The organism is Paenibacillus sp. EB106-04-04-XG159, from assembly GCF_058791835.1.
The window spans coordinates 23,143-49,588 of record NZ_JBYTDY010000016.1; the positions used below are offsets into that span (position 1 = coordinate 23,143).

A 26,446-nucleotide genomic window follows, 5' to 3' on the forward strand; every position below is an offset into this window, starting at 1 on the left:
CTTCATCTCTCTCTTATTTCAATTGTGCCTCAGCTTGTTTCTGAGCATCGTTGAGAACCTGATCAACATCCTTGCCCTTCAAGTAATTTTGAAGCTCAACCTTCATAATATCCTCGATAGCATAGGTGTGAATACCGTAGTTCACTTTAGGAATCGCTTTCGTCCATTCAGCAAAGTCAGCTGTAATGTTCTGTCCGCCAAAGAAGTCATCACCTGATTTATAAGCTGGTCCACTTGTTGCTGGTGTATAAGTACCGATCGCACCAATGTCAGTTAATAGCTTTTGGTAGAAGTCGACATCTGCTCCGAAAGTTTTGGCCAAGAAGTCAGCTGCCACATCTGCACCATCCATATTCATCACATACCAGGAGCTTCCGCCCAAGTTTGAAGAATTAGTAGCATTTGGATTTTTCGTTAATTTTGGTGTTGCTGCAACTGCCCATTTGCCGGATTGGGATGCTTCAGCCTTAACAGAAGGCGTAATCCAGTTTCCTTGTACAAGAGATGCTACATTGCCGCTATTAAATCCTGCAAGCATTTGACTCCAGTCGGAGTGAATCGTCATAATGCCTTCATCCATCATTTTCTTGTAGATTTCCAAGGATTCTTTTAACGCTTCATTTCCTGCCAGGTTAGGTGTTTTACCGTCTTCATTCAAGTACCAGGAGCCTGCCGACTGCATCATTACACGGAGAATACCAAGATCATTCGGATCTGTCGACATCATGAACTTTCCTGTTTTCTCCTTTACTTTCTTACCGATCTCAATGTATTTATCCCAAGTGATATTTTCCATATCTTTGGCTGTGTATCCAGCTTGCTCTAGGTAATCCGTTCTGTAATACAAGCCTGTTACACCAGAGTCGAATGGAACACCATATTGCTTGCCGTTATAGCTTGTTGGACCAATTTTGTAATCTGCAAAGTCAGAAACTTTGATTACATTGGACAAGTCATAGAACGCATCAGGATAAGACTGTAAGAAGCCTTGTGCACGATAATCCTCCATAAGAATAATATTTGGAAGACCTTTCGTTGTGCCTGAATTCAAGCCTGTATTCAGCTTCTGAATCGTATCCGGTTGTGCATATTCGATAATATTAATTTTTACATCCGGGTTGATTTTGGAATATGCTTCTGTCGCTATGTTCAGTGCAGCAATGTTGAATTTAGGATCCCATGCCCATACTGTAATTTCCTTGATTTCTTTGCCTTTATCTACGCCGCTTGCATCAGGTTTGTTAGCTGCATCCTTCGATCCCGATGAGCATCCAGCTAGAAGAAGCATACCTGCCATAATAATGCACATTAGTTTCTTCAAAATCATCTACCCCTTTTTGTGTAATATGATGTGAAGCTTATTTGTAAGCGTGTTCATCTTACGGATTAAGCTTATCATTCAGCTGAAAGGGTCCGTTAGGAATATATTTGTATGCATTTGTTCTTTCTTTATCAAATTGCAGGCGTTTACTTAGAGATTGTTTTCACATTGGTAATATTTTTGGAAACTATAAAAATATTATTGGGAATCTATAATAATAAGCGGAAGGCGTATTTTAACCTTCGTCCCTTCGCCAAGCTGACTCGAAATGGTTACGCCATACTCATCACCATATAACAGCCCAATACGACTATGGACGTTCTTTACACCAATCCCTGAAAACAGCTTCCGCTTGCCTCTCATATAAGGCAGTCCCTGATGATCAGCAGCCAGTTCCATGCCATCACCGTTATCATTGACTTCACAGATCAGTGCCTCGTCTTCTTTATGCACCATTACCTGAATCGTTCCTTCGCCCTTCCTATTGAATGCATGAAAGAACGCATTTTCAATAAAAGGTTGAATGATCAGCTTCGGCACCCGGTACTCCAAACAATCCGGCGAGATAAAATAGTACACTCGGATCCGTTCACCATATCGAACTTGATTGATATAAACATAGCTTTTGAGAATTACCATTTCTTCCTCTATACTATTCGTCTCATTAATGTTGCCGATTGCATTCTGCAGCAGAACAATAAGTGCATTAATCGTTTCTGTTGCCTTGTCCTTGCTGCCTTGCTGAACAAGAATTTTAATCGATGCAAGCGTGTTATAGAGAAAATGTGGATTTATCTGCCGTTGCAGTGCGGCTAGCTCAGCATTGCGCTGTTCTTTTTGCGTTTCAACGAGCTTGTCGACATAATCATGGATCTCATCTAGCATATAGTTATATGCATCGCCCAGTTCTCTAATCTCATAAGAGCCTTTGATCTTAACGTAATTGTCAAAATTGTTGCGAGTCGCCTTTGACATTTGCCTTACCAGCATCGTTAATGACCTTGTAATCTTCCGAGTGATTAAGAAGACGATGATCAGCGCAATAACAACAATTGCCGCTGTGATCAAGGTAACGGCATTATGATCCAGAATTTGCCCCATTGCTGCCTTTTTATCAATTACATTGACCAAATAATAGCCAAATTCCGGCATGTACTCTGCAAGCACAATACTGTCTTGATCCATAACATTCACATTTAAGCTGTCAATTTGTTCCGTTACGATTTTTTGAGCAATCTCCATTAAACTCGCATCTGTCTGCCCAATCCAATCCTCACGATTACTGGATACGACAACTCCAGAAGCATCCATGAGCGCGATATCATTACCATCACTCGTCATATTGTTATATAGCTGCTTAAAATCTCTCTCAAACATCGTCACGTACATCGTCCCATACACGGCGCCTGTCGACCTCTCCATCAATGCCTTTGTAGCAATGATCAGCGGTTTGCCACGATAGTCCGGATTCAGACTGCTGTTATAATACTGGTATATCAGCCTTTTAGGCTCTGCTTGTGCATTCATAGTTATATCATGCTTCTTCAGTTCCTGATCTGACATCGGAGGTGCTATATTGCTATTCGTCGAGTAACTTCGTCCATTCACGCCCAATATTTTTATGCCAACGCTATAAGAATCCAATACTGATCCGAACATCTTCACCTGCTGACTTATATCGTAATACATTCTCGCTGTTGTTACTGAGTCTACTTCCGGTCCAGTCAAAAAAAATTTAATAGAACCGCTTTGCTGAAGCTTGCCAGCTGTGGTAACAACAGAATAATTGAACGATTCAAAATTCATTTTCACCTGATTCACTACTTTGGAATTGGTAATTCCGAAGGTTTTCATGAATAAATCAGTAGTCATGTTGATCGTCAACCAGGAAGTTAATGTCGTGACCCCAGCAATACTGACGACCATGACGACAAATATTTTGAGAAATAGGCTGTGCCATTTCAACTTATCGTAGATGATCCGCATATTCGTATCTCTTTTCTAGTTATTATGATTACTGCGGTATTGACTTGGCGACAATTCGGTAAATTTCTTAAATACCTTACAAAAATAACTATGATCCGAAAATCCTACCATACCGCTAATCTCTGAGATCGAAGTTGCCTTATCACGAAGTAATTCTGCTGCCTTTTCAATCCGCACCCGATTCAAGTATTCTTTAAATCCTTCCTTATTATTTGCTGAAAAATAGCTGGATAAATAGGAGGGATTAAAATGAAAATGCTTCGCCATTTCAGACAACGTCAGCGGTTCTGCATAATGCTTCTGTACATAGTCCAATAATCGTTTCATATTCTGATTGCTGTGATGATCTTGACTTTCGAAAACACTCGCAGCCTCATTCAGGAAGGCTTGCAACAATTCTATGGTCCGTACCGCATACAATGCTTCATCAATGGCCTTAAAATATCGATACTTCGCCTCATCTAATTCCGTAGTATCCATTCCCATATTGGACATGATGATGGTGATATTAAAAATCATATTACTGAGAAAGGACTTGAACTCATAGACATCCGTTCGATAATAGCGGGACATCCGCTGAGCATGCTCCAGGAGATCCTGAAAAGCTTCTTGATAGCGTCCTCGTTTCAAATCCTCTGTAAGCCCGCTTAACTGGAACTTTGAATCCACCGCCTCTACATTAGGCAATTCATTGTGTACCATAATCAGACGCTCTGGAAAATAGTATTGATATTGAAACAACTTGATAATCTGCTCTTGATAGACCGAGGCCATATCGTAAACGTTCATGAAAACATCACTAATCGCCCAGCACATTTTCATATCTTTGTTCTTAAATTCATTTATCGCTTCACAAGCCATACCCGAAATTTCATGCAAGTGAACATGATTCTGGTTGATGATAAAAACAGCAATGTGAGGCTCCGGATAAACAGTATAGGGATTCATTTGTTCCTGCTGCGAATTTGCCTCCAGTTCAGTTCTAAGCTTATCTTCGATCCCTTTCCAATTAGGCTTGGCTTGTCCGGACCTCAATTGACAGCTAAGGAGAGCAAATTGGCGGTAAGGCAATGCACTCTCCAGCAGTGAAGACTCACTCTCTTCGCTCTCAAGGTCGTACCCCGTAATCGCTTTAGTAAGAACATGGTCAACCGATAGAGGATTATCTTGTCCATTCGGTTTTAACTGAAGTGTAGGAATGAGTGCAGCTGTTTTCTGCAATACACGCAGCAGTTCCTCAGACTCTAGCTTAGGTTTCAACATATAATCTACCACGCCATGCTGGAAGGTCGATTTTACATAGTCAAATTCACTGAAGCTGCTTAGCACGATCACTTCGATCTCTGGATATTGCATCTTCACCCTGCGTGTTAATTCCTGACCATCCATTACAGGCATCACAATATCAGTAATAATAATATGAGGATGCAACTGCTCGACCAGTTGCAAAGCTTCCTGTCCATTCGAGGCCTCCCCAACCAGCTGAAACCCTTCTTTTTCCCAATTGATATAGTGCTTGATCCCCTGTCTAACCAACAACTCGTCATCAACAATCAACACTTTGCATAGCTCGCTCATAAAAAGGACTCTCCCCCATCCTCTCTAAACTTGGACCTTATAAAAGCGTTTACACATAACATTATAGCAGAAGCATTAGCATATTTTTCTAGAATTCACCAAAAAGCGACAGCCTTCTCACGTGAAAGCTGCCGCTTGATAAGTTTTAAATTGTCCCTTGCCCACACTGCTAATGGCATTGCTATTGCTTTTGCTAGAAAGACAGATACTGAAAAAAGTGCTTAGTTTATAAAAATCCACTTGTAATCAAGTATAAGAGCTGTTACATGAACAACAGCTTGACCATACACTATATAGTCAAAATATTAAAAACTTAGAAAGGTGTGATTCCATTTGGGAAGTATTCTTAGAGTAGGTCCTCCTGGCACCCAGACTTACGACAGCATAACAGAAGCAGAAGCTGATGCACAACCTGGAGATGTTATTTTGGTCTTTAGAGGAACCTATAATGAAAATGTAACTGTGGATGTAAGCAACTTGGTAATAATGGCCTTTGAAGATGATGTCATCATGGATGGTCAAAATCAAGAAGATCAAGCTTTTGAGATCACTGCAGAAAATGTTACCATTTCGGGATTTATAATTCAAAACTATGCTCTATATGGAATTTTTGTAGATGATACAGGAGCCAGAATTGTAGGAAACATTATATCAAATATTATTTCAGATCATGATGATGGAGATGGTATATACATTAATGACGAGAAAAACTTAGTGTACAAAAATATGATTCACAATACTACCGGAAATGGAATAAATGTAAACTCTGGTGAATCTAACTGGATCGTAGAAAATCACATATCTAAGACATTACGTGGTATAGTCATTGATGGTGATCAGAATAATGCAGTTATCAAGAATACTTTAGTCAATAACAATGAAGGAATTTTTAGTCACTACGGAAACACTCTTATGCTGTACAACCGTATTTACAATAATGCTACAAATGGTATACAAATATTACAGGACGAGGATAGCCCAGTACTAGAAAATAATATTCATAATAATGGCACTAACGGAATTTATATCAAAGGATTTGAAAGTGCTTATCTTGAAGGAAATTGCATCCAAGACAATCAAAGCTCTGGTATCCGTATTGCGGAACTCTCTAATTTTAATGTAGTAATCAATAATACTGTTAGGGATAATAAAGCTGATGGAATTAGAGTACAAAATGATGACAATTTTGACAATACGTTCATTAGAAATACGGTATGTAACAATTATCCTTTAGACCTCAATATTCTGGAAACAGACTTTACTGCTATCGATAACCAGTGTAACAATAGCAACCCTCCTGGCATCTGTGAGAGGAAATGTACTCTAGATAATCATTGTTTTGATCCCTATAACAGATTTAGAACGTATATGAAAAGGAGGTAAAATTCATGACAAAAGTTGAAAGACTAACTGTGCAACTACTTGCAAAAGAAAAAGAGCTTGAGTTTGAGAGAAATAGGTTGAATCAATTAGAAGAAGGACAGGATAAAGAACGTCAAGGAAGATTAGTTTCCAAATTAGAAGAAAAAGCTCAACAATTAAAAGAAAAGTTGGAAGGGTTAAAAGCAAGTAACTAATTACACCCATCAAAGTTGTCCGGGTTCTTTTTTTTGTCCCCGGAATTAATTTTTTCCACCTACTATAAAGGTAAGCGTCAAACTGTACCCCCCAAGCTATACATTCCCCTTGATTACACATGTGCATCAATAGCTAACCCTTAATCAACTCGTTGCACATACTCCATATTTTCTCAACGTTATCACTATTGGTCGCATACTGAGGGTAAGTCCCCGAACCGAATAAATTTTTCAATTGCGCAATGCCTGTCTCGCTTGTGGATGGCTGTACAATCTCTCGTTTATGATTGATTAACTGCCCTGTAACATCGCGGAATTGATCGGAGGTACAGATCTGAAAGTAATTGTCCGCCATTCCAGACGGTAGAGGATTCGTAAGATTCTGAGCCATTGCAAGCACTCTCCACCATGGACTCATCTTGTTAATCGTTTCTTTGGATAATTTGACACGGTTTATCTGTAGGGCATTGACTTTAATCCCTCGATCCTTATATTGCTCCGCCATCTTGAAGGTTAAGATCAACAACGCCATTTTCGAATCACCGTACATCTTATATGCACTATATGTCCTCGAATTCCGGAATTCACCGCGCAAGTTATCGAAGTCGATTGTCCTTTTCGGATCGAAGAAATTCTTGATGTTGGTCGTGCAGGCGTTGAGCACTCTTGGATCTTGAGACAATTCTAGATGATCTGCTAGTAGATTAGTCAATAGATAGGGTCCGAATGTATTCGTAGCAAATGATAATTCGATATGTTCGGGGCTAAGTTTATACTCTTTTTCACCTTGATTTAGGTAAGCGGCATTATGGATGAGGATATCTACGTGTGGATATGCGTCTTTAACCTTAGAGCAGAAGGTACGTATAGAATTAAAAGAAGATACGTCTAGTTCTAACAGATCTACATACGCATTGTTCGATGCCTGAATGATATCTCGCTGCGCAGCTGCACTAATTCTCATATTGCGGCATGCCATGATAACTCGATATCCTTCGGTCGCAAATCTTAGAGCCGCAGCTTTACCTATCCCTGAGTTAGCTCCTGTAATGATAACGATCTTATCCTTCATACCGATCACGACCTCCAATAGGAAATTCCACACAGAAACACCTTTAGACATCCTTTATCTGCATCGCTGATGAAAGGAGATTCGGCAATGAGTTTATTTACTAAAGCTTATGAGGAATGGCTGTAAATTAACATTGCGGACGAGAAAAACCCATGAAGAAGTGAGTTAGAAGAAACCGGGTTTTGCAAACAACTCTTACTAGCCTTTGTCGGAAAATTCGTATCGACTCCTATGTCATTTGACTTGGATTGGGCTGAAGCAGAAACGCTTCGATTCGCCCGCCGATTGCTGCATCCTTTTTCAGCCCCCCCAACTGGCTAGTCACCTTCGACTCTCTGATCGTCACACTCGGCGTATCTTGCACGTATTAGTCGAACGAAATCTGTTGATGGTAACCAGCCGGAAGCAGCAATATCGAACTTATCAACTACGCTGGGAGTACAAGAAGTAAGGTGCATAAAAGGGACGCAACACTCTAACGGACACAATGACCGCTAAAGAGAGTAATTTCGGCATTTTAGAATTCTAACGAAACACAGTTACAGCTATTTCGTAAAAATGCCCCTTTTTGCAATGATTTGGAGTACTTAAGCGCTGTAGTGACCGTTACAATCTGAAAATGGCTGCTTTTAGCCAATTAACGTCCATGGTGTCCGTTAGAGTTATAGTATGACCATACTTCCAGAGGCTCGACCTCTTCATAAGCTGCGGGACCCCTATATCGCTTCCTGCGCGCAGACGAACCTGGTTCTCGCTCCCATCGGGGCTTTCAAACATACAAAAAAACACGTCCAATGGACGAGGTTTAAATTATTTAATTTGGTGGAACCAAGGGGGGATCGAACCCCTGACCTATTCGCTGCCAGCGAAGCACTCTCCCGGATTGATCAGTCTCACTGCCCGATACTGGACAGGGCGAATGATCGTTGAAACGTCATTTAATGCCGTTACGCCAATAATGACCCTCATTCGGACAATCAGAATCGACACGATCATCCATGCGGCAAACCGGATTTCCGCTCGCTCGTTTTTCAATGACATGAACATAAATGCGATGCCCGAAGAACCGTCTCCAAGAGATTCCTCTCTGGAGAACGATTATTAATTCATCGATTATACCAAATGGCATGCCACATAATGATCATGGCCGACATGACGGAACACTGGCACTTCAGCCTTGCAAATCTCCGTCACAAAAGGACAGCGAGTATGGAACTTACAACCTGATGGCGGGTTCGCCGGGCTCGGGATATCCCCTTTGAGCACGATCCTCTCCCGCTTCAGCTTCGGAATCGGAATCGGCACCGCCGAGAGCAGCGCCTTCGTGTAAGGATGCAGCGGATTGCGGAACAACTCGTCGCGCGGAGCCGTCTCCATCATCGAACCCAAATACATCACACCAACTCGTGTGCATAAATGCTCGACGACGCTTAAGTCGTGCGAGATGAACAAATAGGTAAGACCCTGCGATTCTTGGAGACCGCGGAACAAGTTAATAATCTGGGCTTGTATAGACACATCGAGCGCAGAGACCGGTTCATCGGCAATGATCAGGTCAGGGTTCAGGACAAGCGCACGTGCGATTCCGATCCGTTGCCGCTGCCCGCCGGAGAACTCGTGTGGGAACCGATCATAGTGATAGGAAGACAAACCGCAGGCTGCAAGTACTTCTTCCACGCGGTCCCGGATTTCACCCTTCTCTAATAGTCCGTGATCGAGCAGTGCTTCTCCGATTGCATCCCCCACGCGTACGCGCGGATTGAGCGAGCTATAGGGATCTTGGAAGATCAATTGCATTTGCGGACGAAGCTTCCGCAGCTCCTTCGGAGGGAGCGTGTGAAGATCCACCCCCTTGAACAGAACTTCACCGGAAGTCTTATCCGTTAGGCGCAGAATGGTGTGTCCCACGGTGCTCTTCCCGCTGCCCGACTCTCCTACGAGGCCGAACGTCTCACCTGCTCGGATCGACAGGCTGATATTATCCACTGCCTTTACATGACCAGACGTACGATTGAACAAACCGCTTGTAATCGGAAAATACTTCTTTAAATTTCTCACTTCAACGATAGGTTCAGACATGTTTAGCCGCCTCCTCGTATAACCAACACGCCACCTTCTGGCGATCTGCGATGTCTCTTAATTGCGGCTGTTTCGACTGGCATATCGACATGCACTGGCCGCAGCGATCATGGAAATAACATGATTCTGTCAGTGACAATGGATTCGGAACTTGTCCCGGAATCGAATACAACTGGTCCTGCCGCTGATTAATAATCGGCTTCGACTTCAATAAGCCTTGCGTGTACGGGTGTCTCGGATTACTGAAGAGCTCGACCACTTCGCCTTCCTCAACAATCTTGCCGGAATACATCACGATCACGTAGTCCGCCATCTCCGCTACGACCCCCAGATCATGGGTGATCAATAGAATCGACATATTCGAATGAGCTTTAATCTCGCGAAGCATATCCAGAATTTGCGCTTGAATCGTCACATCGAGCGCGGTCGTCGGTTCATCGGCAATGAGCAACTTCGGATTGCAGGAGATCGCAATGGCGATCATGATCCGTTGCAGCATCCCTCCGCTGAGTTCATGCGGATACGAATCGAAAATTTGCTCCGCTCGCGAGATCCCGACTTGTTCGATCAGCTCAATCGCACGCTTACGCGCATCTTTCTTGCTGAGTTTCAGATGCTCTATGAGCGGCTCCGTAATCTGCCCTCCGATTGGCAGCACCGGATTGAGCGAAGACATCGGCTCTTGGAATATCATTGCGATGTCGTGGCCGCGAATGGTACGCAGTTCATTTTTACTCATCTTCAGCAAATCTTCGCCTTCGAAGCCAATTCGACCGCTCACCACTTTCCCAGACGGTCCTTCGATTAGTCCCATGATCGACATCGCTGTCATGCTTTTGCCGCAGCCGGACTCACCGACGATGCAGACGGTCTCCCCTTCACGCACGCGTAAGCTTATATCGTCAATCGCCTTGACCGTACCTTCCTCGGTATAGAAATACGTACTTAAATGATCGATTTCTAGTGTATTCTTCATCATCCTTCACCTACTTCTTCTGTTTGGGATCCAGCACGTCCCGAAGCCCGTCACCGAATATATTAATGGCGATAACCGTTGAGAAAATCGCAAAACCTGGAGGAATCCAGAGCCACGGATGCTTCTCGAAGTCAATGATGCTATTCGCCGCATCAATCATATTCCCCCATGTTGCCGTAGGCGGCATAACACCAAGACCAAAGTAACTCAGCACCGACTCCGATAGAATCGCACCGCCGATATTGAGCGTTGCCACGACAATTAAGAGTGGAAATAAGTTCGGAAGCAGATGATGGAACAGCTTCCGCCGATCCCGCAGCCCAAGGACAACGGCCGCCTGCATAAATTCACGCTCCCGGAGACTTAGCATCTGCCCGCGAACAAGCCTTGCAAGACCCGGCCAACCGACGAAACTGAGCATCATCATGACGATATACATCCGGTAATCGGTCGGGATTTTCCACTCAGACAACAAGGCCCCGAGGATGAACAAGATCGGCAGACTCGGAATGGAGAGCAATAGATCCGCAATCCGCATAATCACTTGATCTACGATCCCCCGATAATAACCCGCAATCGCACCGAGCAAGCTCCCGATAAAGACCGATAGCAGCATGGATGCGAGGCCGACGGTGAGTGAGATTCGACCCGCTTGGAGCAAACGTGTCAAGACATCGCGTCCTAACATATCCGTCCCGAGCCAATGTTTGAGATTAGGCGCATTGTTCATCGCCATCACGTTAACCTTGTTGTCGGTGTATGGAGAGAAGAACGGCCCAATAAAGCACGCCGCGAACATAAATACAATAAAAATAAAGCCCGATACCGCTAATTTATTCCTGAGCAGCTTCCGCATGGACTGCTTCCATAATGAGGTTCTCACTGCAGGGAGCTTGCTGCTGCGACCTTTGACAACTTCACCTTGAACCATAGACATAGGCCCCTCCTCACAGTTTCACGCGCGGATCCGCGATGTTATATAGAATGTCAGATAAGAGCGTACCGATGACCGTGAGAACAGCGATGAACAGCGTAAATCCCATGAGCAGCGGATAATCTCTGGCACCAAAAGACTGCATGTACAGTTGTCCAATGCCTGGCCAATTGAATATTTTCTCGATAATGAGCGATCCGCCAAAGAGCCCCGGAAGCTCGAATCCGACGAGCGTAATCGCAGGCAGCAGCGCATTGCGCAGTGCATGACGGAACAGCACCTTCTTCTCGGTCATCCCTTTAGCACGGGCCGTTCGGATATAGTCCTGCTTAATAACGTCAATCATGTTACTGCGGAAATACCTAGTTAACGACCCGACGCCAAGCAGCGTCATCACGATTACCGGAAGTGCCATATGGTTTATGACTTCCTTGACATAAGCTAGGCCCGTCGCATTGCTACCTGTCGTCATCATGCCGCCTGGTGGCAGCCACTTCAAGTCGACAGCCAGTGTCTTAATCAAGAATAACCCGATGAAGAACGATGGGATCGACATCGCCGCGAAGATTCCGATCATCACCAGCGTATCGAACCAAGAGTACTGCCGGTAAGCCGAGATGACCCCAATAATAACGGCAAGCAGCCAAGTCAAGAAGGTTGAAGTAATCGCAAGCAGAAATGAATTCCAGATATATTCATTGAACAACGTCAGTACCGGCTTCTGCTGCGCTAGCGAATAACCGAAATCGCCATGCAGCGCATTTTTCATCCAGAGGAGGTACCGTTCAAATAGCGGTTTGTTCAAGCCATAAATCTCCCGCAGCTCCGCCTTGCGTTCCGCCGTCAGCTTCATATTGCTGGATACGAAGTCCCCTGGCGTTAAGGCATATAAGAAGAAGATCAGCAGCGAAGCGCCGAGTAATATCAAGACCATATAGATCAGACGTTTTGTTAAATACGTACTCATATATTTGGCTCCTTAATAGTCCATCCCCTGTCTTCGCGACAAGGGACGGAAAGGTGGTATTATTTCAAAGTCCACTCTGGCAAGCTTGCTGAGATGCCTTGCGATGGATTGATTTTGATATTCTCAATCCGGCCGTTGTACGCCAGGATCAACTTGCCGTAGCTCGTAAAGATGTATGGAGCATCTTCGTTAATGATTTGATACAGCTCTTTATAAATCGCTTTGCGCTCTTCGATATCTGTCGTTGCAAGACCTTTCGCGTAGAGCTCCTTCACTTTTGGATTGTCGTACCCTTTCACTTCGCCATCGAGGAAGGACAATACGCCATCCGAAGGATCACCCAAAATCGATGTGGAGAAGGAGACGAGATCGTAGTCACCGCTCTCGAACTTCGCAATCTGTGCATTGAAGTCCGCGAATTGCTCGGCTTCCAGCTGTACGCCAATCGCTGCATAGTTTTCTTTGGCTACCGCGATGAAGATGTCCGTTCCTTTCTTCTTGGAGCCGATGAAGTGAACGCTCAACTTCTTGCCATCTTTCTCACGGATGCCGTCTGTGCCTTCCTTCCAACCTGCTTCATCCAGCAATTGCTTCGCTTTCTCCGGATCATAGTTGTAAGGGTTAATGCCCTCTTCGGTATAAGACCATGAGCTCTGCTGCGTTGGGATGTTCGCAATAGTCGCGGCTCCTTGGTTCGAATCCACGTAAATCGTCTTCCGATCCAGTCCATAGGTTAATGCTTGACGAACAAGCTTATCCTTGAGTGCTTCATGCTCCATGTTGAACTGAAGATAGCCATAGTTGCTCGCGGTGTAGGGCTCTAGGTTCAAGAAACCGAGCTTCTGCAGACGCTCAATATTGTCCGTTGTTGCTGAGAAGTTGCCGTAATCCTGCTCGCCCGTCTCGATGAATTGGAACGCGTCGCCTTCTGTTGTTTTATAGATGAAATGTTCCGTCTTCGGCTTGCCTGCATAGTAATACTCGTTCGCTACGAAGCGTACCTCTTGACCCGGAATGAATTTCTCCAGCTTGTAAGGTCCGTTGCCGAGCGGGGTGGCATGCAAATTCTTAATGTAATCCAGTTGACCAAACTTGTAATCCTTGCCGTAGTAAGCTTTGGACAATACATCCGAACCGAGTACTTGAAGCGCCGTTGCATTCACATTCTCCAAAGTTACGGAAATCGTAAGCGGGTCGATGACTTTGATTCCTTCGATGGACGGTGCTTTGCCTTCTTTGTAAGCTTTACCGCCTTTGACATTCGTCGAGAGAATATCGTATTGGCCATCGTAGACTTTGTCATGCAGAATCGTCCATGTGAATGCGACATCATCTGCCGTCAATGGGGATCCATCGCTGAATTTCAAATCTTTGCGCAGGTGGTATGTATACGTTAATTGATCGTCCGAGATGTCCCAGCTCTCTGCAAGTCCAGGAATCGGAAGGCCTTTCTCATCCATTTTTACCAGCGAGGAGAAGAGGACCGAAGACACGTTGCCGTCATACCCACTCTGATGGAAATACGGTGTGAAAGCACCGCTTGGATCCGTTAAGCCGACGATAATCGTATCCGTACGTTTCTTCGCATTCTCTGGCAGCTTAGATAAATCCGTTGCTTTCACCAAGCTCGTAATGCCTCCGGTTGCCGGCGTTGTCTGCTCGGGGGTTGTCGCCGCAGCTTCCGTCTTGCCGCTATCTACTACAGGCGTCGAGGCTGGTGATGAGCAAGCAGACAACAAGAGTACTCCGCTAATAATGACCGTTAGTAATGAAAATAAACCCTTTCTCATAATACGTCTCCCCGTTTCTAATAAATTGAATTAAACATTGAATTCCGATCCGAAAGGTATGAATTGTTTTGATTGGTTTTATTATATGAATCAAAATGTGTTCTGTAAAGAGAGAACTTAAAAAAGGTTTTGTGTAAAGAGAATATGTCCCTTCTCCATAAAATAAAACCTGTCTAAACAAAAAACGCCTCCGGCGTCCATAAAGGACGGGAAGCGTCTGGGTGAGAAACCGTATTTTATTGCGACCTCGTGGTGATAAAACGATACAGAATTTCATCGATTTGCTGTACCGCCTTGAGCCGGAGACTATAATGTGTCGTGACTTCACCCTCGATATGGGCATGAATAAATCCTGCGCTGCGCAGCTTACCGATATGATCATGGGTAATCCCTTTGGATATTTTCATATGGCGTACAATTTCGGTAAAAGGCTGTGGACCCTGGTGCAAATACCGCAATATCTTCATTCGGCTCTTCTCGCCAATCGTACGAAGAATTCGATAATGATGCGGAGAGAGCTCCCCGGGTTCATCAATATATACCCTCGCTGCATAGTGGCATATTGTTACTTTGCCAAAGTGCCAGATCACATTTAAAGGCTGAAAATGATATTGCGGAACAAGAAGCAACTCCTCAAGCCCTGGAATCGGCGTGAACAGCATCCCATTCGTCGTATCATCGACGAAATCCTCCGGCGACAACTGCGTTAACATCTCAGTTCGCCGAGCCGCTTCGGCGTGTAGAAGGCGAAGAATTTCCGGGTCCAACTGAAGAAAATACTCTTCATTCCACGCGGTCAACAATTGCACAGCATGCGTTCGGAAGGCTTCCATCTGCGCTGGAAATTCATTTCCGTACTGCGACAGCAGTTCGTACAGCTCCCCCACGGAATGTCCTTCAATCCACGTCACGAGCTCTTTCGGAGACGTCAAGTCCGGACAGACAAGGGCCAGCAAATAGATAAATCTCCAATCGCCATTCACCTCGATGTTATCGAGCATACTTCGAAGTTCAGGCGATAATCGCTCCTGTGTTATCTCTACCCATTCCATTGAGAGATCGATTTTTTTATAGGATTTACGGCATAAATAAGTATGCAGACTGCTAATAAATTCATGCAAGGGCGTAAAACTTACGCGTAAGCGATAATCCAATGCCATACTCCTCCGCTCCTTTCCTAATATGCGTGTGCAATTTATAGTTTCTTATATATTAACAAAAACCACTTCTAATGACGTGATTCAGTTTCGTTTATGGTGGAGCCAAGGGGCTAAGTTTGTCGAAACTCCCACATCAGCATCCATGTACATTTCATTTAGCGTAAAAACTTCATTTATACCAAGTGCAAACCTAAACCATTTAGAAAACAAAAAAAAGCCTGACCTTAAAATTCAATAAGATTCAGGCTGCGATATATTCATTTTCTTGTGATTTCATGTTTTAGGACGCTTTTTTTCAATAGATTACGCAGAAAATGGTTCGGGCTTCGTCTTGCACATCCCTTGGACGATCAACGATGTAGTCGATAACACTCAGAGGCAACCTGCCATGTTTTCGAAAAGCACTCGCCGGTAAGACGATGCCACTCTTCTTCCAACAGTTGATCAACGATTCGATCGGGAAGCGCTAATGAAGAATCGGACTCAACGATCATAAACAAGACAAGCCCCTCGCGAAAAATGCGCAAAGACACGATGCCCGCCTCCCGCATATGCTTCTCGTTCCCAGCGGGAATATCGCGATGAAGTTGTTCGTACCGTTCAACTTGATCCGGATGAAGCTGCGCTACTCTGACTTCCGTTATCACGTTTACTGCCAAGTCCCCCACTCCTTTTCAATCGCTCGCTCACCATACGGGATTGGGTGTTTCCTATCTCTCCCCACCCGCCCCCATAGCCAGTCCCGAAGCCTTCATGAATCGATCCGTCCCCGAATGACTCTAACCTTCTCTTCACTCGGCCAAGGCATATCGTATGATGGAGCATGGACATACCGTTCCATGGTAAGCCGCAAGACGATACCGGTTCCCGATGGCAACGATACGTGAAGCCATTTCCCCTCGATCGGGAGCGTTCCAGTCACTTGACCGGAAGCATCGACGATTTCTCCAGCGATAAACTGATGTTCTCCGAATACGCCAGCTTGCACGACTAGCTCCCGATCATCGAAAAGACTTGTGTTGAACAAATGTACCGTTACCGAATCCGGCGTGAGCTTCTCCACCAAGGCAGATACTCCTGGGGGCAATCCCGGTTGCCTCTCGGCTGCGTCGAAATAGCGCACGCGACCATGTTGCAGACCGCCATGCGAGATATGCATTGGCCCGCCCAGCGTTAATTGTACGAGCCCTTCGAAATAGAGAGGACACATCTCCTGCCATATATGAATAGCGGAATAAATGCCTTCGTTGAAATGTTCGGTCCAACCGTGCGGATCGCCTTCCGGTGCACGCATCTTGGCGAGCTGATTGCCGATCAATTCGTAATTGGCGCTCAGAATTCGCTGCGGGTAATCCGGATTCAGTCCGCGGATGTACTGGTACCACGGCTGCGTATTACCGATGTAGTGTTTCGTTTCCCTACCAGTCTTCGGGTCTTTGCCGGAGAATGCGGGCACGATTACTTCGTTCCAATCATGGTCTTTGGGAATGCGTTCGATGCGTTCCAAGTCTTCATCAGCCATCGACGTCATCCATAAATAGATCGGGTATCTCGACTGCGCCTCACGGTAATCCGTCCAGCCGCTATCGAAATGCTTATACGGGACGACCTGCTTCCCTTCATACTCTTTGCGCAGCTCCCAATTGCGATCAAGCTGCTCCCTTGCCAGATCGAGCCCGTTCATGTCTCCGGACAGTAATACCGTGTTCATGCACGCATTCGTGATCGGCTCGATGATCGTCATAAAACCATGCGGCCAGCGCCAACCGTAGTAGCCTCCCCACCATTTGCCGTCGTTGTATTCCCCGATCTGTCCGGACAGTCCGACATTGTCGGGAATGATGCCGCCGTTTAACCGCGCCCTTTCCTTCCACACCTCTACGTATTCGATCACCCATTTTTTCATGCTTTCATCTCCGGAAAACATGAAGGCGTGCGTAATCAAACTCGTCGCGTTCAAATTCAGCGGCACGTCGCCGCGGTTCATCCGATCGTTCATCATCTCGATCAAGTGTTTGTACACTACATCATTGGACCAGGCACACTTGCCGCTCTCGAAATTCACACTGGGAATATCTTCGTACGGAGCCAAATAATCGTCGAGGATGCCTCGGTGCGTACTCCAATCTTCTTCCGTCACTACAAAGCGGGGGCCGCGGCTGCCAGTCAGCGGCGACCGAATCAGCTTAAGCTCTTTATCATAGTTCGGCGCATCCGGATCGTCTCCAGTGTACATGGCCGCGAAGTTTTTCGCTCGCTGGCGGTCTTTAAGCGTGGCTGGTCCCGCCAACCCGAGGAAATACAAATACAAATATCCTTCGCCATGATGCATCCAGTCGTAATAAGCGTCGAATTCCCGGTGCACTTGTCCGTATTCCGTCCACTGCCAAGTGATGCCATCCCATATTCTGCGGGACACCTCGTGCAGTTCGCTGCTCCCCCCCAGTACATAAAGCAGGGCCAAGTTCATAAACCCTTCATAGGGATCGTCGGATCCATCCATACCCGGCCATTGCTCGAACCAAATCAACGAGCCGTCGGGATGAGTATACCGTTCGACGAACTCTTTAGCCGCCTTGTTCAACGTTTCAAAAAGCTGTTGCTCCTGCAAAGCCCACTGCGGAGTAACCATCCGTTCCGAGGCGTGGACATGCGCAAGCGATAGATGAGATAAAGTCATTGTGCCGTTCTCCTTCCTGTTTCCCACTATTCGTTAACCTCTTAACCGAAATGTCGTTAGCTCTGCGTTCATGCTATGGCTGTTGCGAAATCCCTGCTCGGGGGACGTCCAGTTTTGCCTCCATGTCACGAAGTAACGAAACTCATAGAAGCCGCCCAGCGACGCCTTGAAATTCGTTTCCCAATAATTCGTCATCGTCAGGAATACAACGGGTGATTCCAATCGTCGCCTTGCTGCCTGCTCAACAGTTGGGCTTCATGCGCGAGCGGTCCGGTCTGGATCAGCGCCGTGTCGGGAATGTCAATCACGATGCCTTCGCCTGGTGTTGTTCGTTCTTCTCTCTTTAGGTATCCTTCATTTGGATTAACCGAGCTGAAAGCCACCATGCAACGGAATAAGCGCCCCGTTGACCCATGAAGCCTTCTCGCTGCATAAATACAAAGCCGCATCCGCCACCTGCTGCGGCGATCCCACATCCGCCCTTAGTTTCTCGGATTCGGCAACCTTTTCGGCCTCGGCGGGATCTTTAATCAACTGTTTAAACCATTCGTTTAGCAATGGCGTCGCAATGCCCGCCGGAAGCAAGGCGTTGCAGCGAATGCCGGTATCATTCAAATCGAGCGCTAGTCCTGTCGTCAGATGATTGAGCGCGGCCTTGAGCGAGTCGTAAACGAAATTTCCAGCGATATTTTTCTGGCTGTTTAACGAGCTGATGTTGACGATCGAACCGCGCGTTTCCTTCAAATACGGCAGAGCCTTCTGAATTAGAAAAAATCCAGACTTTACGTTAACCGCGAAGAGGCGGTCCCAGTCCTCATGCTTGACTGCTTCGATCGGCTTGTTGCACACCAGGGCAGCGTTGTTGATGATGATATCGATTCTGCCCCATGTCTTGACGGTCTGCTCTACGATCATATCCGGCGCGGAAGGTAGGAGCTGGTCCGCTTGCACTAAGAACGCCGTGCCTCCATCTCGCTCTATCCCCTCGACGACCTGTCGCAACTTCTCCACATCCCGTCCGCATACGACGACGCGTGCGCCTTCTTTCGCCAAGGACTCGGCGATCGCCTTGCCAATTCCGCTTCCAGCCCCCGTTACGATCGCAACTTTATTCAAAAATTCAGCCATTTCCACCATCTCCTACTCTCCACTATACAAATTCATCCAAAAGTCTATACAACAAAAAATACATTCCTATAGAAAACCTCTATTCAAATCACCCATAAATGACCCGGGTTCCTTATAAAAGTACATACTCTGAACACATGCAGCGCGACTCAATGATCTTGTTGCTTGTGCGGCGAGTCATCGATTGATAGGAGCGCTCCATCTCTGCCACCTGGCGCTAGCTCATTCACATAGTGATATGTATGGTCAAATGTCCACTATGTATTCAGATTTAGTGTGTATATCCGTCCTCCATTACCAAATACACTTACATGTGGGAATTGGTCCTGAAAGATATCGATATTATGCTTTACCTTCTTCAATGCATCTTCTATTCGAATCAGCTACACTTAGTTGGACAGTAAAATTAAGGGCTAGTAGAAATAGTACAAAACTACAAGGAGCGGATCTACTATGCCAAGACAAAGACGTACATTTACAGATGATTTTAAGAGACAGATGGTTCAGTTATTCGAGAATGGAAAATCTAGAGCTACTATTGTTGAAGAATACGAATTGAGTCCCTCTGCATTAGAACGTTGGATCAAACAATACCAACAGTCAGGATCTTTCTCAGAGAAAGATAATCGTTCTGCAGAAGAGAATGAACTCATTGCGTTACGAAAAGAAAATCAACGTCTTAAGATGGAAAACGATATTTTAAAGCAAGTAGCGCTGATCATAGGACGAAAGTAAGTGTCATCAAGCGAAATCGTGGCAAATACTCGGTATCAGCAATGTGCAACGTTTATACCTCTCATTTTCTCTCATATTCTAGGTATTTCATTCTAGAGATACTTCTTCATTTGTCCTACTTTTCCCTTTAATTTCTTTTTATATTTCGACAAAAATAGTTTATTTATACTAATGAGCTTTATTAAAGCTAAAGAGTATAAATAATATACATGATAACCTGCGACAGCTCTATACTTAGACGCCGTGCTCCTACATTTGAAGTATGTTCTCCGAAGCTAACTCTTTCACTTCCTTCGCGCGGACTGAACCCCAGGGTTCGCCCCCTAGGGGCTCTACCACAACAAAAAAAACCACGTCCGATGACGTGGTTAAAATTCGTTTTGGTGGAACCAAGGGGGATCGAACCCCTGACCTCTTTGCTGCCAGCGAAGCGCTCTCCCAGCTGAGCTATGGCCCCCAAGCTATAGATTCCCTTCGATTGCACATGTGCATCAATAGCTAACCCTTAATCAACTCGTTGCACATACTCCATATTTTCTCAACATTATCACTATTGGTCACATACTGAGGGTAAGTCCCCGAACCAAATATATTTTTCAATTGCGTAATGCCTATCTCGCTTGTGGATGGCTGTACAATCTCTCGTTTATGATTGATTAATTGCCCTGTAATATTGCGGAATTGATCTGAGGTGCAGATCTGAAAGTAATTGTCCGCCATTCCAGACGGTAGAGGATTCGTAAGATTCTGAGCCATAGCAAGCACTCTCCACCATGGACTCATCTTGTTAATCGTTTCTTTGGATAATTTGACACGGTTTATCTGCAGAGCATTGACTTTAATCCCTCGATCCTTATATTGCTCCGCCATCTTGAAGGTTAAGATCAACAACGCCATTTTCGAATCACCGTACATCTTATAGGCGCTATAAGGCCTCGAATTGCGAGATTCACCGCGCAAGTTATCGAAGTCGATTGTCCTTTTCGGATCGAAGAAATTCTTGATGTTGGTCGTGCAGGCGTTGAGTACTCTTGGATCTTGAGACAGTTCTAGATGATCTGCTAGTAGATTAGTCAATAGATAGGGTCCTAATGTATTCGTAGCAAAAGATAATTCGATATGTTCGGGGCTAAGTTTATACTCTTTTTCACCGTGATTTAAGTAAGCGGCATTATGGATGAGGATGTCTACGTGTGGATATGCGTCTTTAACCTTAGAGCAGAAGGTACGGATAGAATCAAAAGAAGATACGTCCAGTTCTAACAGATCTACATACGTATTGTTCGATGCCTGAATGATATCTCGCTGCGCAGCCGCACTAATTCTCATATTGCGGCATGCCATGATAACTCGATATCCTTCGATCGCAAATCTTAGAGCCGCAGCTTTACCTATCCCTGAGTTAGCTCCTGTAATGATAACGATCTTATCCTTCATACCGATCACGACCTCCAATAGGAAATTTCACCAGAAACACCTTTAGACATCCTTCATCTGCATCTCATCAGATAACAAAAAAAACGGCATTTCTGCCGTCTCTAAGTTCGATATGGTGGATTGTCAGGGACTCGAACCCTGGACCACATGATTAAGAGTCACGTGCTCTACCAACTGAGCTAACGATCCATGATGTAAGGTAGAGAATGATTGGTGGAACCAAGGGGGATCGAACCCCTGACCTCTTCGCTGCCAGCGAAGCGCTCTCCCAGCTGAGCTATGGCCCCATACGATAAGTATTCATTACAAGATTATACTGTTCGTAAACTGCCTTACTAGTATAGCACCATCTTAAAATGAACACAAGAAAAAATTGACTTAATGATATCTTACCCCTTGCAGCAAGCCAATGAACAACATAAAAGCCCTCCAGTGGGAGAGCCTTGATTCATAAGGAAATGGGCGGTTGGCTTATTACTTGGAAGAAAGGCGCGTGCCTATGAGCGTTGCAATGCACTTTAACTCATTTTCCAATTTAGAAATGTGATCTGATCTTGCCTATTCAGTTGTGCTTGCCGTTATACTCACTTGCCAGAAGATTAGTTAGAACTTAAAGTTACAGTCCCTCTTCTTGAAGTTGTATAACTATTTGAAGCCTCCCGCCCTTTTCTTGCTCTCGCAGAAGCCTTGCTTCTAATTAACTTCGCCTCTTCTGCTCAACTTTATAATACTACTTTATGTAAGCGTTTGCAACAATCAATTGTAAAATTAACCAGATAATCATTTCCGTCCTTCAATGTACATTTCCCACCCACAACTTCAAATAAATAAGCCCTCCATCAGGAGAGCTTTAATGATAAAGATATTGGGCGGTTGGCTTCATTGCTTGAATGAAAGGCACGTGCTTAAGAGTGTTGCTCTTGCACTTCAACTTATAACCCATTCACTTCGATATGCTACTGCTTGCGGATGCAATACTGCTCACTGCTATACTTTACTTCAAGAAGTTCTGTTCTACAACCTGAATTATAGATCTCCTTCCTGTTCTCGTATAACTTCTATAAGCCTACCGCCCGTATCTTGCTTCTACAGAAGATGTGCTGGTTAGTACTTTCACGTCTTCTGCTTGAATTCATTATAGCACTCTGATTAAGCGTTTACAACACCAGCCACACAAATATCACTTCTTCCCCTTACCCTTAAATACGCTCCGACGACTCGCGATATCAGCCCTACCTATGATCAGCAAAAGAAGCCAACCCGCAGCCCTTCCCAGGCAGCAGACAAGCTTCTTGCATCATTATTGCTTATTCATATCGGATAGAGGATGCTTGGACAACAGCCCAGTCAATTCCTTCATAAACATGTTAATGTCTTTAAACTGACGGTACACCGATGCAAAACGGACATACGCCACTTCATCCACAGGATACAGCTGCTCCATCACTAATTCCCCAATATTTCGGCTCTCAACTTCCGCTTGCGCAGTTGTTCTCAATTGCCTCTCTACCTCAGACACAATTGCTTCAAGCCTCTCCACAGATACCGGACGCTTCTCACAGGCGCGAATTAGACCGCGCAGCAGCTTCTCACGGCTGAACTCTTCTCTGCTTCCGTCCTTCTTTATCACGATAAGAGGTGTTTCCTCCACCATCTCAAACGTCGTAAATCGTCGGCTGCACTCTTCACATTCACGACGGCGACGGATGGATTTGTTATCATTGGCTGGCCTTGAATCAAGAACCTTTGTGCCAAAGTGGTCGCAATATGGGCATTTCATCGCGGGTGTCCTCCTTTCATAAACATATATACGGTTACTTCTTGCATGTACACGCAGTCAATCCAATACTATTCGCCAATAAATCCCAGACCTTACCTGTAATGAACTTCGAAACTTTGCGCAAAATACAATTACAAACGGCAAGGAGGTGAATAGATTATGAGCCAGAACCGTTCCAGCAACAACTTGGTTGTTCCTCAAGCAACTGGCGCACTCGAGCAAATGAAGTTCGAGATCGCACAAGAACTCGGTATTGCTATCCCACAAGATGGCTACTATGGAAACATGGCGACACGTGATACAGGATCGATCGGTGGTTACATCACAAAACGTCTTGTTCAAATGGCAGAACAACAACTTGCAGGTCAATACAAATAAAGTTTCCGGATAGCAGCGGACTAAGCGGCGAAAGCTGCTTGTCCGTTGCTTCTATCCATAGGCTTTCTTATATTTATCATAATAATGGAACACACGTTGGACATACAACCGGGTTTCGTTAAATGGTATTTGTTGACTTGCCGTTTCCAGCCGCCCATCCCAGACATCGTCACGAAGCCATTGGCTTACATTGCCTGGTCCCGCGTTATAGGCTGCGACAGCAGCGATCCAGTTATTATCGAATTGTTTGATTAATGAATTCAGGTACCACGTTCCAAGCATGATATTAGGCTCAGCTTCGTACTTCAGCTGCTCTAACGTCCACTGCTCCTTCATCTTCATCTGCCCCATAATCCAGGTTGCGGTGTCAGGCATTAGCTGCATCATCCCTATCGCACCTTTTCTTGACTCCTGTCCAGGTTTATAGTTCGACTCTACCCGTATGACAGATGCGACTAACAATGGATCAACCTGATAGGCTTCCGCCTTCTCCCTGATCGTATCCTCATATGGGATTGGATACATCCACTGCCCCAGCCATTCCGATTGCACAAAGAGGACAAATAATAATCCCACGAGCAGCACAAGCAAATACCGCTTACGCAGTAATTTATTCATTACATTGCTCATAACTGTACCTTTTCATTCTTCAGACGTCTAATCAAATGCTTCACCTGCTGGCGAGTTATTTCTAACTCCGTCTCATTCTGAATGACATAATCCGCTTTAGCACGTTTCTCTTCAATATCCATCTGTGCGTTGAGACGCTGTTCTGCTTGCTCTGCTGTTAATCCATCCCGCTCCATTAGTCGTTTCAACTGAATAGCACGCGGTACGTATACGACGATCACGGCATCGAACATGCCTTCCATCCCGGACTCATACAGCAGCGGAATATCTGCAATGACCAGCTTGTCCGGCTGTTCAACTGCATACTGATCCATCAATTCAAGCATCCTCTTGCGAATAGCAGGATGTGTGATCTGCTCTAAAGCTTTACGCTCTTGTTCATCTCGAAATACGACTTCTCCCAGCCGCTTCCGATTAAGTGATCCATCCTGGAGCAGCATGTCCTCACCGAATCGCTCTGCAATGAGTGCCAGGGCCGGACTGCCAGGAAGCACGATCTCCCTGGCAATCTGATCCGCATCAATGAGGAGCGCGCCTTCACGCACGAACATGGCAGACACCGTACTCTTTCCGGAAGCGATTCCTCCGGTCAATCCGAGCTTCATCGTCTCACCTCATCTAAGCTTACAGCAGTTTCAGAATACCCATTAACATAAGAACACAACCTGGAAGAAAGGATAGTCTCCTCATCCAGCTCCATTTCGTCGCAACCACCGCTCCAAGCTGGAGACCCAGCTTAAGAAATGTACCGCTGAATATAGCAATGAACAAGGCCGTCCACAGAGGCGGATAGCCGATCATTGCCGCGCCTATGCCAGCTCCGAAGGCATCTAATGAAAGCGCCGCTCCAAGCCATGCCGCTTCGGAAGCGCTGATCGTTCCTGAACGGTCGATATCAGCGGCAGCTGGCGTTCGCAGAATCTGAACAATAATTCCTAATCGTCTCAATTGAACTTGAAGCACTGGCGTCGGATCAGTCTCAACTGCGGAGTGAGCGGCCTCAGCTGCATGGCCTTCCTCCAACTCTCCAGCATTCGACGATCGCACGAACTGAACAATAGCCAGCAGCCCGATTCCGATCAAGATCAGCGCCCCGCATCTGCTAGCGAAAGCAGGCGATATCCATGTCATCAACCAGCTTCCAACCTGCATGGATAAGTACAGGACAAGTCCTGAACAGAACGCAATAACAAGAACGGATATCCACGGCAATCTCAGACGGCGAATTCCATAGGTCAACCCGACACCAAAGCTGTCCAGACTTAACGCAAACGCCAACACAACCATCGATGCAATCGGAATCATCTACTCCATTCCCCTCCCACATGAATCCTGACAGCACACTTTCAAGACTCATTAGATGTCGTTATCATATGGGCGGATCGGAAAATAGGTGCATCTGATTACGGTCTAGGCTGACATATCGGACAAGTATGCGTGCCGCGGCCTCCAACTACTGTCTTCTCAATCATACTTCCGCAGGATTCACATGGCTGATTCTGACGCCCGTATACCTGCAGCTGGTGCTGAAACATCCCCATCTCGCCTTGTCCATTCACATAAGACTTGATGGATGAGCCTCCAACCTCTACGGCTTCCTGTAAAGTTGACCGAATAGCATCATACAGCTTGTCAACCTGCTCTTCCGTTAACTGATCAGCAGGTGTCAAGGGATGAATGCCTGAACGAAACAACGCTTCATCTACATATATATTGCCAAGTCCCACAATAATATGCTGATTGAGCAATACGGGCTTAATGAAGCTTCGGCGTTTCTTCAACGCTTCTCGAAGCTTCTCCTTCGTAAAGTCAGCCCCAAGCGGCTCAATTCCGAGCTTGTTAAGCGGCGGCAGCACCAGCTCATCGCCAGGCTCGAACAGATGCATCGTGCCGAATTGGCGAACATCCTTATATCTCAGCTCTGTACCATCTTCAAAATGAAAAATAACATGTGTATGCTTCTCTACTGGCTCGTCCGCAGCATAGACACCATAGCGTCCTTCCATTCGCAGATGGGATACGAGCACGAGTCCATCTAGCATAATCATCAAAAACTTGCCGCGCCGCTCCACTTGTTCAATCGTATGTCCTTCGAGAGCGGCACAGAATGATTCTATTTCAGCCGGACGCTGAATGATTCGCGGCAGCGTGACAGTGACGCGCTCAATTCGCTTGCCCGCTACTAACGTATTCAGCGTTCGTTTCACGGTTTCTACTTCCGGCAATTCCGGCATGCTT

24 protein-coding genes, 3 tRNA genes and 1 pseudogene are annotated in these 26,446 nt (G+C 45.5%); 4 read left to right on the forward strand and 24 right to left on the reverse strand.

The genetic code is table 11. From position 1 onward, the window contains the following. Positions 1 to 13: 13 nt before the first annotated feature. The 3 genes from AC3WTP_RS17975 to AC3WTP_RS17985 all read right to left on the reverse strand — a co-directional run bounded on the left by AC3WTP_RS17975 (position 14) and on the right by AC3WTP_RS17985 (position 4,885). On the reverse strand, positions 14 to 1,321 hold the full coding sequence (locus tag AC3WTP_RS17975; protein ID WP_492396017.1) for an ABC transporter substrate-binding protein: 1,308 nt from the start codon (positions 1,319 to 1,321) through the stop codon (positions 14 to 16). A gap of 198 nt (positions 1,322 to 1,519) precedes the next feature. Further along, positions 1,520 to 3,307, reverse strand: a complete 1,788-nt coding sequence (locus AC3WTP_RS17980; protein WP_492396018.1) for a sensor histidine kinase — start codon at positions 3,305 to 3,307, stop codon at positions 1,520 to 1,522. Positions 3,308 to 3,322: 15 nt separating this feature from the next. Beyond that, positions 3,323 to 4,885: a response regulator gene (locus tag AC3WTP_RS17985; protein WP_492396019.1), complete on the reverse strand. Its 1,563-nt coding sequence runs from the start codon at positions 4,883 to 4,885 to the stop codon at positions 3,323 to 3,325. 333 nt (positions 4,886 to 5,218) lie between these two features. Here AC3WTP_RS17985 and AC3WTP_RS17990 point away from each other — a divergent pair, with 333 nt between their 5' ends. Then, entirely contained in the window at positions 5,219 to 6,268 is a 1,050-nt protein-coding gene (locus AC3WTP_RS17990) for a right-handed parallel beta-helix repeat-containing protein (protein ID WP_492396020.1), read from the forward strand. Between the two features lie 5 nt (positions 6,269 to 6,273). Continuing rightward, the gene (locus AC3WTP_RS17995; protein ID WP_492396021.1) at positions 6,274 to 6,462 is read left to right on the forward strand and encodes a hypothetical protein; all 189 of its coding nucleotides are present in this window, start codon (positions 6,274 to 6,276) and stop codon (positions 6,460 to 6,462) included. A 133-nt stretch (positions 6,463 to 6,595) separates the two neighbouring features. Here the strand turns inward: AC3WTP_RS17995 and AC3WTP_RS18000 are convergent, their stop codons facing one another. From AC3WTP_RS18000 to AC3WTP_RS18055, 12 genes are all read right to left on the reverse strand, one after another. Then, the gene (locus AC3WTP_RS18000) at positions 6,596 to 7,534 is read right to left on the reverse strand and encodes an SDR family NAD(P)-dependent oxidoreductase (protein WP_492396022.1); all 939 of its coding nucleotides are present in this window, start codon (positions 7,532 to 7,534) and stop codon (positions 6,596 to 6,598) included. Positions 7,535 to 8,386: 852 nt separating this feature from the next. Further along, the gene (locus AC3WTP_RS18005; RefSeq protein WP_492396023.1) at positions 8,387 to 8,581 is read right to left on the reverse strand and encodes a hypothetical protein; all 195 of its coding nucleotides are present in this window, start codon (positions 8,579 to 8,581) and stop codon (positions 8,387 to 8,389) included. Between the two features lie 66 nt (positions 8,582 to 8,647). Beyond that, positions 8,648 to 9,613 (reverse strand): ABC transporter ATP-binding protein, encoded by a 966-nt coding sequence (locus AC3WTP_RS18010; protein ID WP_492396024.1) that lies wholly within the window; start codon positions 9,611 to 9,613, stop codon positions 8,648 to 8,650. Next, positions 9,606 to 10,589 (reverse strand): ABC transporter ATP-binding protein, encoded by a 984-nt coding sequence (locus AC3WTP_RS18015; RefSeq protein WP_492396085.1) that lies wholly within the window; start codon positions 10,587 to 10,589, stop codon positions 9,606 to 9,608. The genes AC3WTP_RS18010 and AC3WTP_RS18015 overlap by 8 nt, the downstream gene beginning before the upstream one ends. A 10-nt stretch (positions 10,590 to 10,599) precedes the next feature. Continuing rightward, positions 10,600 to 11,520, reverse strand: a complete 921-nt coding sequence (opp4C, locus tag AC3WTP_RS18020) for an oligopeptide ABC transporter permease (RefSeq protein WP_492396086.1) — start codon at positions 11,518 to 11,520, stop codon at positions 10,600 to 10,602. 16 nt (positions 11,521 to 11,536) lie between these two features. Beyond that, entirely contained in the window at positions 11,537 to 12,490 is a 954-nt protein-coding gene (locus AC3WTP_RS18025) for an ABC transporter permease (protein WP_492396025.1), read from the reverse strand. 59 nt (positions 12,491 to 12,549) lie between these two features. Further along, on the reverse strand, positions 12,550 to 14,280 hold the full coding sequence (locus AC3WTP_RS18030; protein WP_492396026.1) for an ABC transporter substrate-binding protein: 1,731 nt from the start codon (positions 14,278 to 14,280) through the stop codon (positions 12,550 to 12,552). Between the two features lie 236 nt (positions 14,281 to 14,516). Then, positions 14,517 to 15,440: an ArsR/SmtB family transcription factor gene (locus AC3WTP_RS18035; RefSeq protein WP_492396027.1), complete on the reverse strand. Its 924-nt coding sequence runs from the start codon at positions 15,438 to 15,440 to the stop codon at positions 14,517 to 14,519. A gap of 350 nt (positions 15,441 to 15,790) precedes the next feature. Beyond that, the gene (locus tag AC3WTP_RS18040; protein ID WP_492396028.1) at positions 15,791 to 16,099 is read right to left on the reverse strand and encodes an L-rhamnose mutarotase; all 309 of its coding nucleotides are present in this window, start codon (positions 16,097 to 16,099) and stop codon (positions 15,791 to 15,793) included. A gap of 92 nt (positions 16,100 to 16,191) precedes the next feature. Continuing rightward, on the reverse strand, positions 16,192 to 18,120 hold the full coding sequence (locus AC3WTP_RS18045) for a DUF8034 domain-containing protein (protein WP_492396029.1): 1,929 nt from the start codon (positions 18,118 to 18,120) through the stop codon (positions 16,192 to 16,194). Positions 18,121 to 18,317: 197 nt separating this feature from the next. Continuing rightward, positions 18,318 to 18,506, reverse strand: a complete 189-nt coding sequence (locus tag AC3WTP_RS18050) for a hypothetical protein (RefSeq protein WP_492396030.1) — start codon at positions 18,504 to 18,506, stop codon at positions 18,318 to 18,320. Beyond that, on the reverse strand, positions 18,484 to 19,248 hold the full coding sequence (locus AC3WTP_RS18055) for an SDR family NAD(P)-dependent oxidoreductase (RefSeq protein WP_492396031.1): 765 nt from the start codon (positions 19,246 to 19,248) through the stop codon (positions 18,484 to 18,486). Before AC3WTP_RS18055 ends, AC3WTP_RS18050 begins: the two co-directional genes overlap by 23 nt. Positions 19,249 to 19,701: 453 nt before the next feature. Between AC3WTP_RS18055 and AC3WTP_RS18060 the strand changes: the two are divergent. Then, positions 19,702 to 20,036 (forward strand): annotated as a pseudogene (locus tag AC3WTP_RS18060) (transposase); the annotation flags it as partial. Between the two features lie 328 nt (positions 20,037 to 20,364). On the opposite strand, the gene AC3WTP_RS18065 reads toward AC3WTP_RS18060, so the two are convergent. The 5 genes from AC3WTP_RS18065 to nrdR form a co-directional block, all read right to left on the reverse strand. After that, positions 20,365 to 20,440: transfer RNA gene (locus tag AC3WTP_RS18065), tRNA-Ala, on the reverse strand. Between the two features lie 41 nt (positions 20,441 to 20,481). Then, on the reverse strand, positions 20,482 to 21,420 hold the full coding sequence (locus AC3WTP_RS18070; protein ID WP_492396032.1) for an SDR family NAD(P)-dependent oxidoreductase: 939 nt from the start codon (positions 21,418 to 21,420) through the stop codon (positions 20,482 to 20,484). Positions 21,421 to 21,533: 113 nt separating this feature from the next. Then, a tRNA-Lys gene (locus tag AC3WTP_RS18075) sits at positions 21,534 to 21,609 on the reverse strand. 22 nt (positions 21,610 to 21,631) lie between these two features. Continuing rightward, positions 21,632 to 21,707: transfer RNA gene (locus tag AC3WTP_RS18080), tRNA-Ala, on the reverse strand. A gap of 1,013 nt (positions 21,708 to 22,720) precedes the next feature. After that, complete coding sequence (gene nrdR, locus AC3WTP_RS18085) at positions 22,721 to 23,200, reverse strand: transcriptional regulator NrdR (RefSeq protein ID WP_458566840.1); 480 nt, start codon at positions 23,198 to 23,200, stop codon at positions 22,721 to 22,723. Positions 23,201 to 23,359: 159 nt separating this feature from the next. On the opposite strand from nrdR, the gene AC3WTP_RS18090 reads away from it, so the two are divergent. Further along, positions 23,360 to 23,578: an alpha/beta-type small acid-soluble spore protein gene (locus AC3WTP_RS18090; RefSeq protein WP_458566841.1), complete on the forward strand. Its 219-nt coding sequence runs from the start codon at positions 23,360 to 23,362 to the stop codon at positions 23,576 to 23,578. 51 nt (positions 23,579 to 23,629) lie between these two features. Here the strand turns inward: AC3WTP_RS18090 and AC3WTP_RS18095 are convergent, their stop codons facing one another. The 4 genes from AC3WTP_RS18095 to mutM all read right to left on the reverse strand — a co-directional run bounded on the left by AC3WTP_RS18095 (position 23,630) and on the right by mutM (position 26,442). Then, positions 23,630 to 24,196: a lytic transglycosylase domain-containing protein gene (locus tag AC3WTP_RS18095; RefSeq protein ID WP_492396033.1), complete on the reverse strand. Its 567-nt coding sequence runs from the start codon at positions 24,194 to 24,196 to the stop codon at positions 23,630 to 23,632. 8 nt (positions 24,197 to 24,204) lie between these two features. Continuing rightward, positions 24,205 to 24,813: a dephospho-CoA kinase gene (coaE, locus tag AC3WTP_RS18100; RefSeq protein ID WP_492396034.1), complete on the reverse strand. Its 609-nt coding sequence runs from the start codon at positions 24,811 to 24,813 to the stop codon at positions 24,205 to 24,207. 19 nt (positions 24,814 to 24,832) lie between these two features. Beyond that, positions 24,833 to 25,513 carry a sporulation membrane protein YtaF gene (gene ytaF, locus AC3WTP_RS18105; protein ID WP_492396035.1) on the reverse strand — a complete coding sequence of 227 codons (681 nt, stop codon included), beginning with the start codon at positions 25,511 to 25,513 and terminating at the stop codon, positions 24,833 to 24,835. Between the two features lie 98 nt (positions 25,514 to 25,611). After that, positions 25,612 to 26,442 (reverse strand): DNA-formamidopyrimidine glycosylase, encoded by an 831-nt coding sequence (gene mutM, locus AC3WTP_RS18110; protein ID WP_492396036.1) that lies wholly within the window; start codon positions 26,440 to 26,442, stop codon positions 25,612 to 25,614. Between the last annotated feature and the right edge of the window lie 4 nt (positions 26,443 to 26,446).

What these genes read in the sequence shown, in the direction of transcription:
- AC3WTP_RS17980 (WP_492396018.1), bottom strand. Translation starts at nt 3,307, where the DNA reads ATGCGGATCATCTACGATAAGTTGAAATGGCACAGCCTATTTCTCAAA.
- AC3WTP_RS18030 (WP_492396026.1), bottom strand. Translation starts at nt 14,280, where the DNA reads ATGAGAAAGGGTTTATTTTCATTACTAACGGTCATTATTAGCGGAGTA.
- AC3WTP_RS17985 (WP_492396019.1), bottom strand. Translation starts at nt 4,885, where the DNA reads ATGAGCGAGCTATGCAAAGTGTTGATTGTTGATGACGAGTTGTTGGTT.
- AC3WTP_RS17995 (WP_492396021.1), top strand. Translation starts at nt 6,274, where the DNA reads ATGACAAAAGTTGAAAGACTAACTGTGCAACTACTTGCAAAAGAAAAA.
- AC3WTP_RS18025 (WP_492396025.1), bottom strand. Translation starts at nt 12,490, where the DNA reads ATGAGTACGTATTTAACAAAACGTCTGATCTATATGGTCTTGATATTA.
- AC3WTP_RS18095 (WP_492396033.1), bottom strand. Translation starts at nt 24,196, where the DNA reads ATGAATAAATTACTGCGTAAGCGGTATTTGCTTGTGCTGCTCGTGGGA.
- AC3WTP_RS18000 (WP_492396022.1), bottom strand. Translation starts at nt 7,534, where the DNA reads ATGAAGGATAAGATCGTTATCATTACAGGAGCTAACTCAGGGATAGGT.
- AC3WTP_RS18010 (WP_492396024.1), bottom strand. Translation starts at nt 9,613, where the DNA reads ATGTCTGAACCTATCGTTGAAGTGAGAAATTTAAAGAAGTATTTTCCG.
- AC3WTP_RS18035 (WP_492396027.1), bottom strand. Translation starts at nt 15,440, where the DNA reads ATGGCATTGGATTATCGCTTACGCGTAAGTTTTACGCCCTTGCATGAA.
- AC3WTP_RS18070 (WP_492396032.1), bottom strand. Translation starts at nt 21,420, where the DNA reads ATGAAGGATAAGATCGTTATCATTACAGGAGCTAACTCAGGGATAGGT.
- nrdR (WP_458566840.1), bottom strand. Translation starts at nt 23,200, where the DNA reads ATGAAATGCCCATATTGCGACCACTTTGGCACAAAGGTTCTTGATTCA.
- opp4C (WP_492396086.1), bottom strand. Translation starts at nt 11,520, where the DNA reads ATGGTTCAAGGTGAAGTTGTCAAAGGTCGCAGCAGCAAGCTCCCTGCA.
- mutM (WP_492396036.1), bottom strand. Translation starts at nt 26,442, where the DNA reads ATGCCGGAATTGCCGGAAGTAGAAACCGTGAAACGAACGCTGAATACG.
- AC3WTP_RS18090 (WP_458566841.1), top strand. Translation starts at nt 23,360, where the DNA reads ATGAGCCAGAACCGTTCCAGCAACAACTTGGTTGTTCCTCAAGCAACT.
- AC3WTP_RS18050 (WP_492396030.1), bottom strand. Translation starts at nt 18,506, where the DNA reads ATGGTGGCTTTCAGCTCGGTTAATCCAAATGAAGGATACCTAAAGAGA.
- AC3WTP_RS18005 (WP_492396023.1), bottom strand. Translation starts at nt 8,581, where the DNA reads ATGTTCATGTCATTGAAAAACGAGCGAGCGGAAATCCGGTTTGCCGCA.
- AC3WTP_RS18015 (WP_492396085.1), bottom strand. Translation starts at nt 10,589, where the DNA reads ATGAAGAATACACTAGAAATCGATCATTTAAGTACGTATTTCTATACC.
- coaE (WP_492396034.1), bottom strand. Translation starts at nt 24,813, where the DNA reads ATGAAGCTCGGATTGACCGGAGGAATCGCTTCCGGAAAGAGTACGGTG.
- AC3WTP_RS18055 (WP_492396031.1), bottom strand. Translation starts at nt 19,248, where the DNA reads ATGGCTGAATTTTTGAATAAAGTTGCGATCGTAACGGGGGCTGGAAGC.
- AC3WTP_RS18045 (WP_492396029.1), bottom strand. Translation starts at nt 18,120, where the DNA reads ATGACTTTATCTCATCTATCGCTTGCGCATGTCCACGCCTCGGAACGG.
- ytaF (WP_492396035.1), bottom strand. Translation starts at nt 25,513, where the DNA reads ATGATTCCGATTGCATCGATGGTTGTGTTGGCGTTTGCGTTAAGTCTG.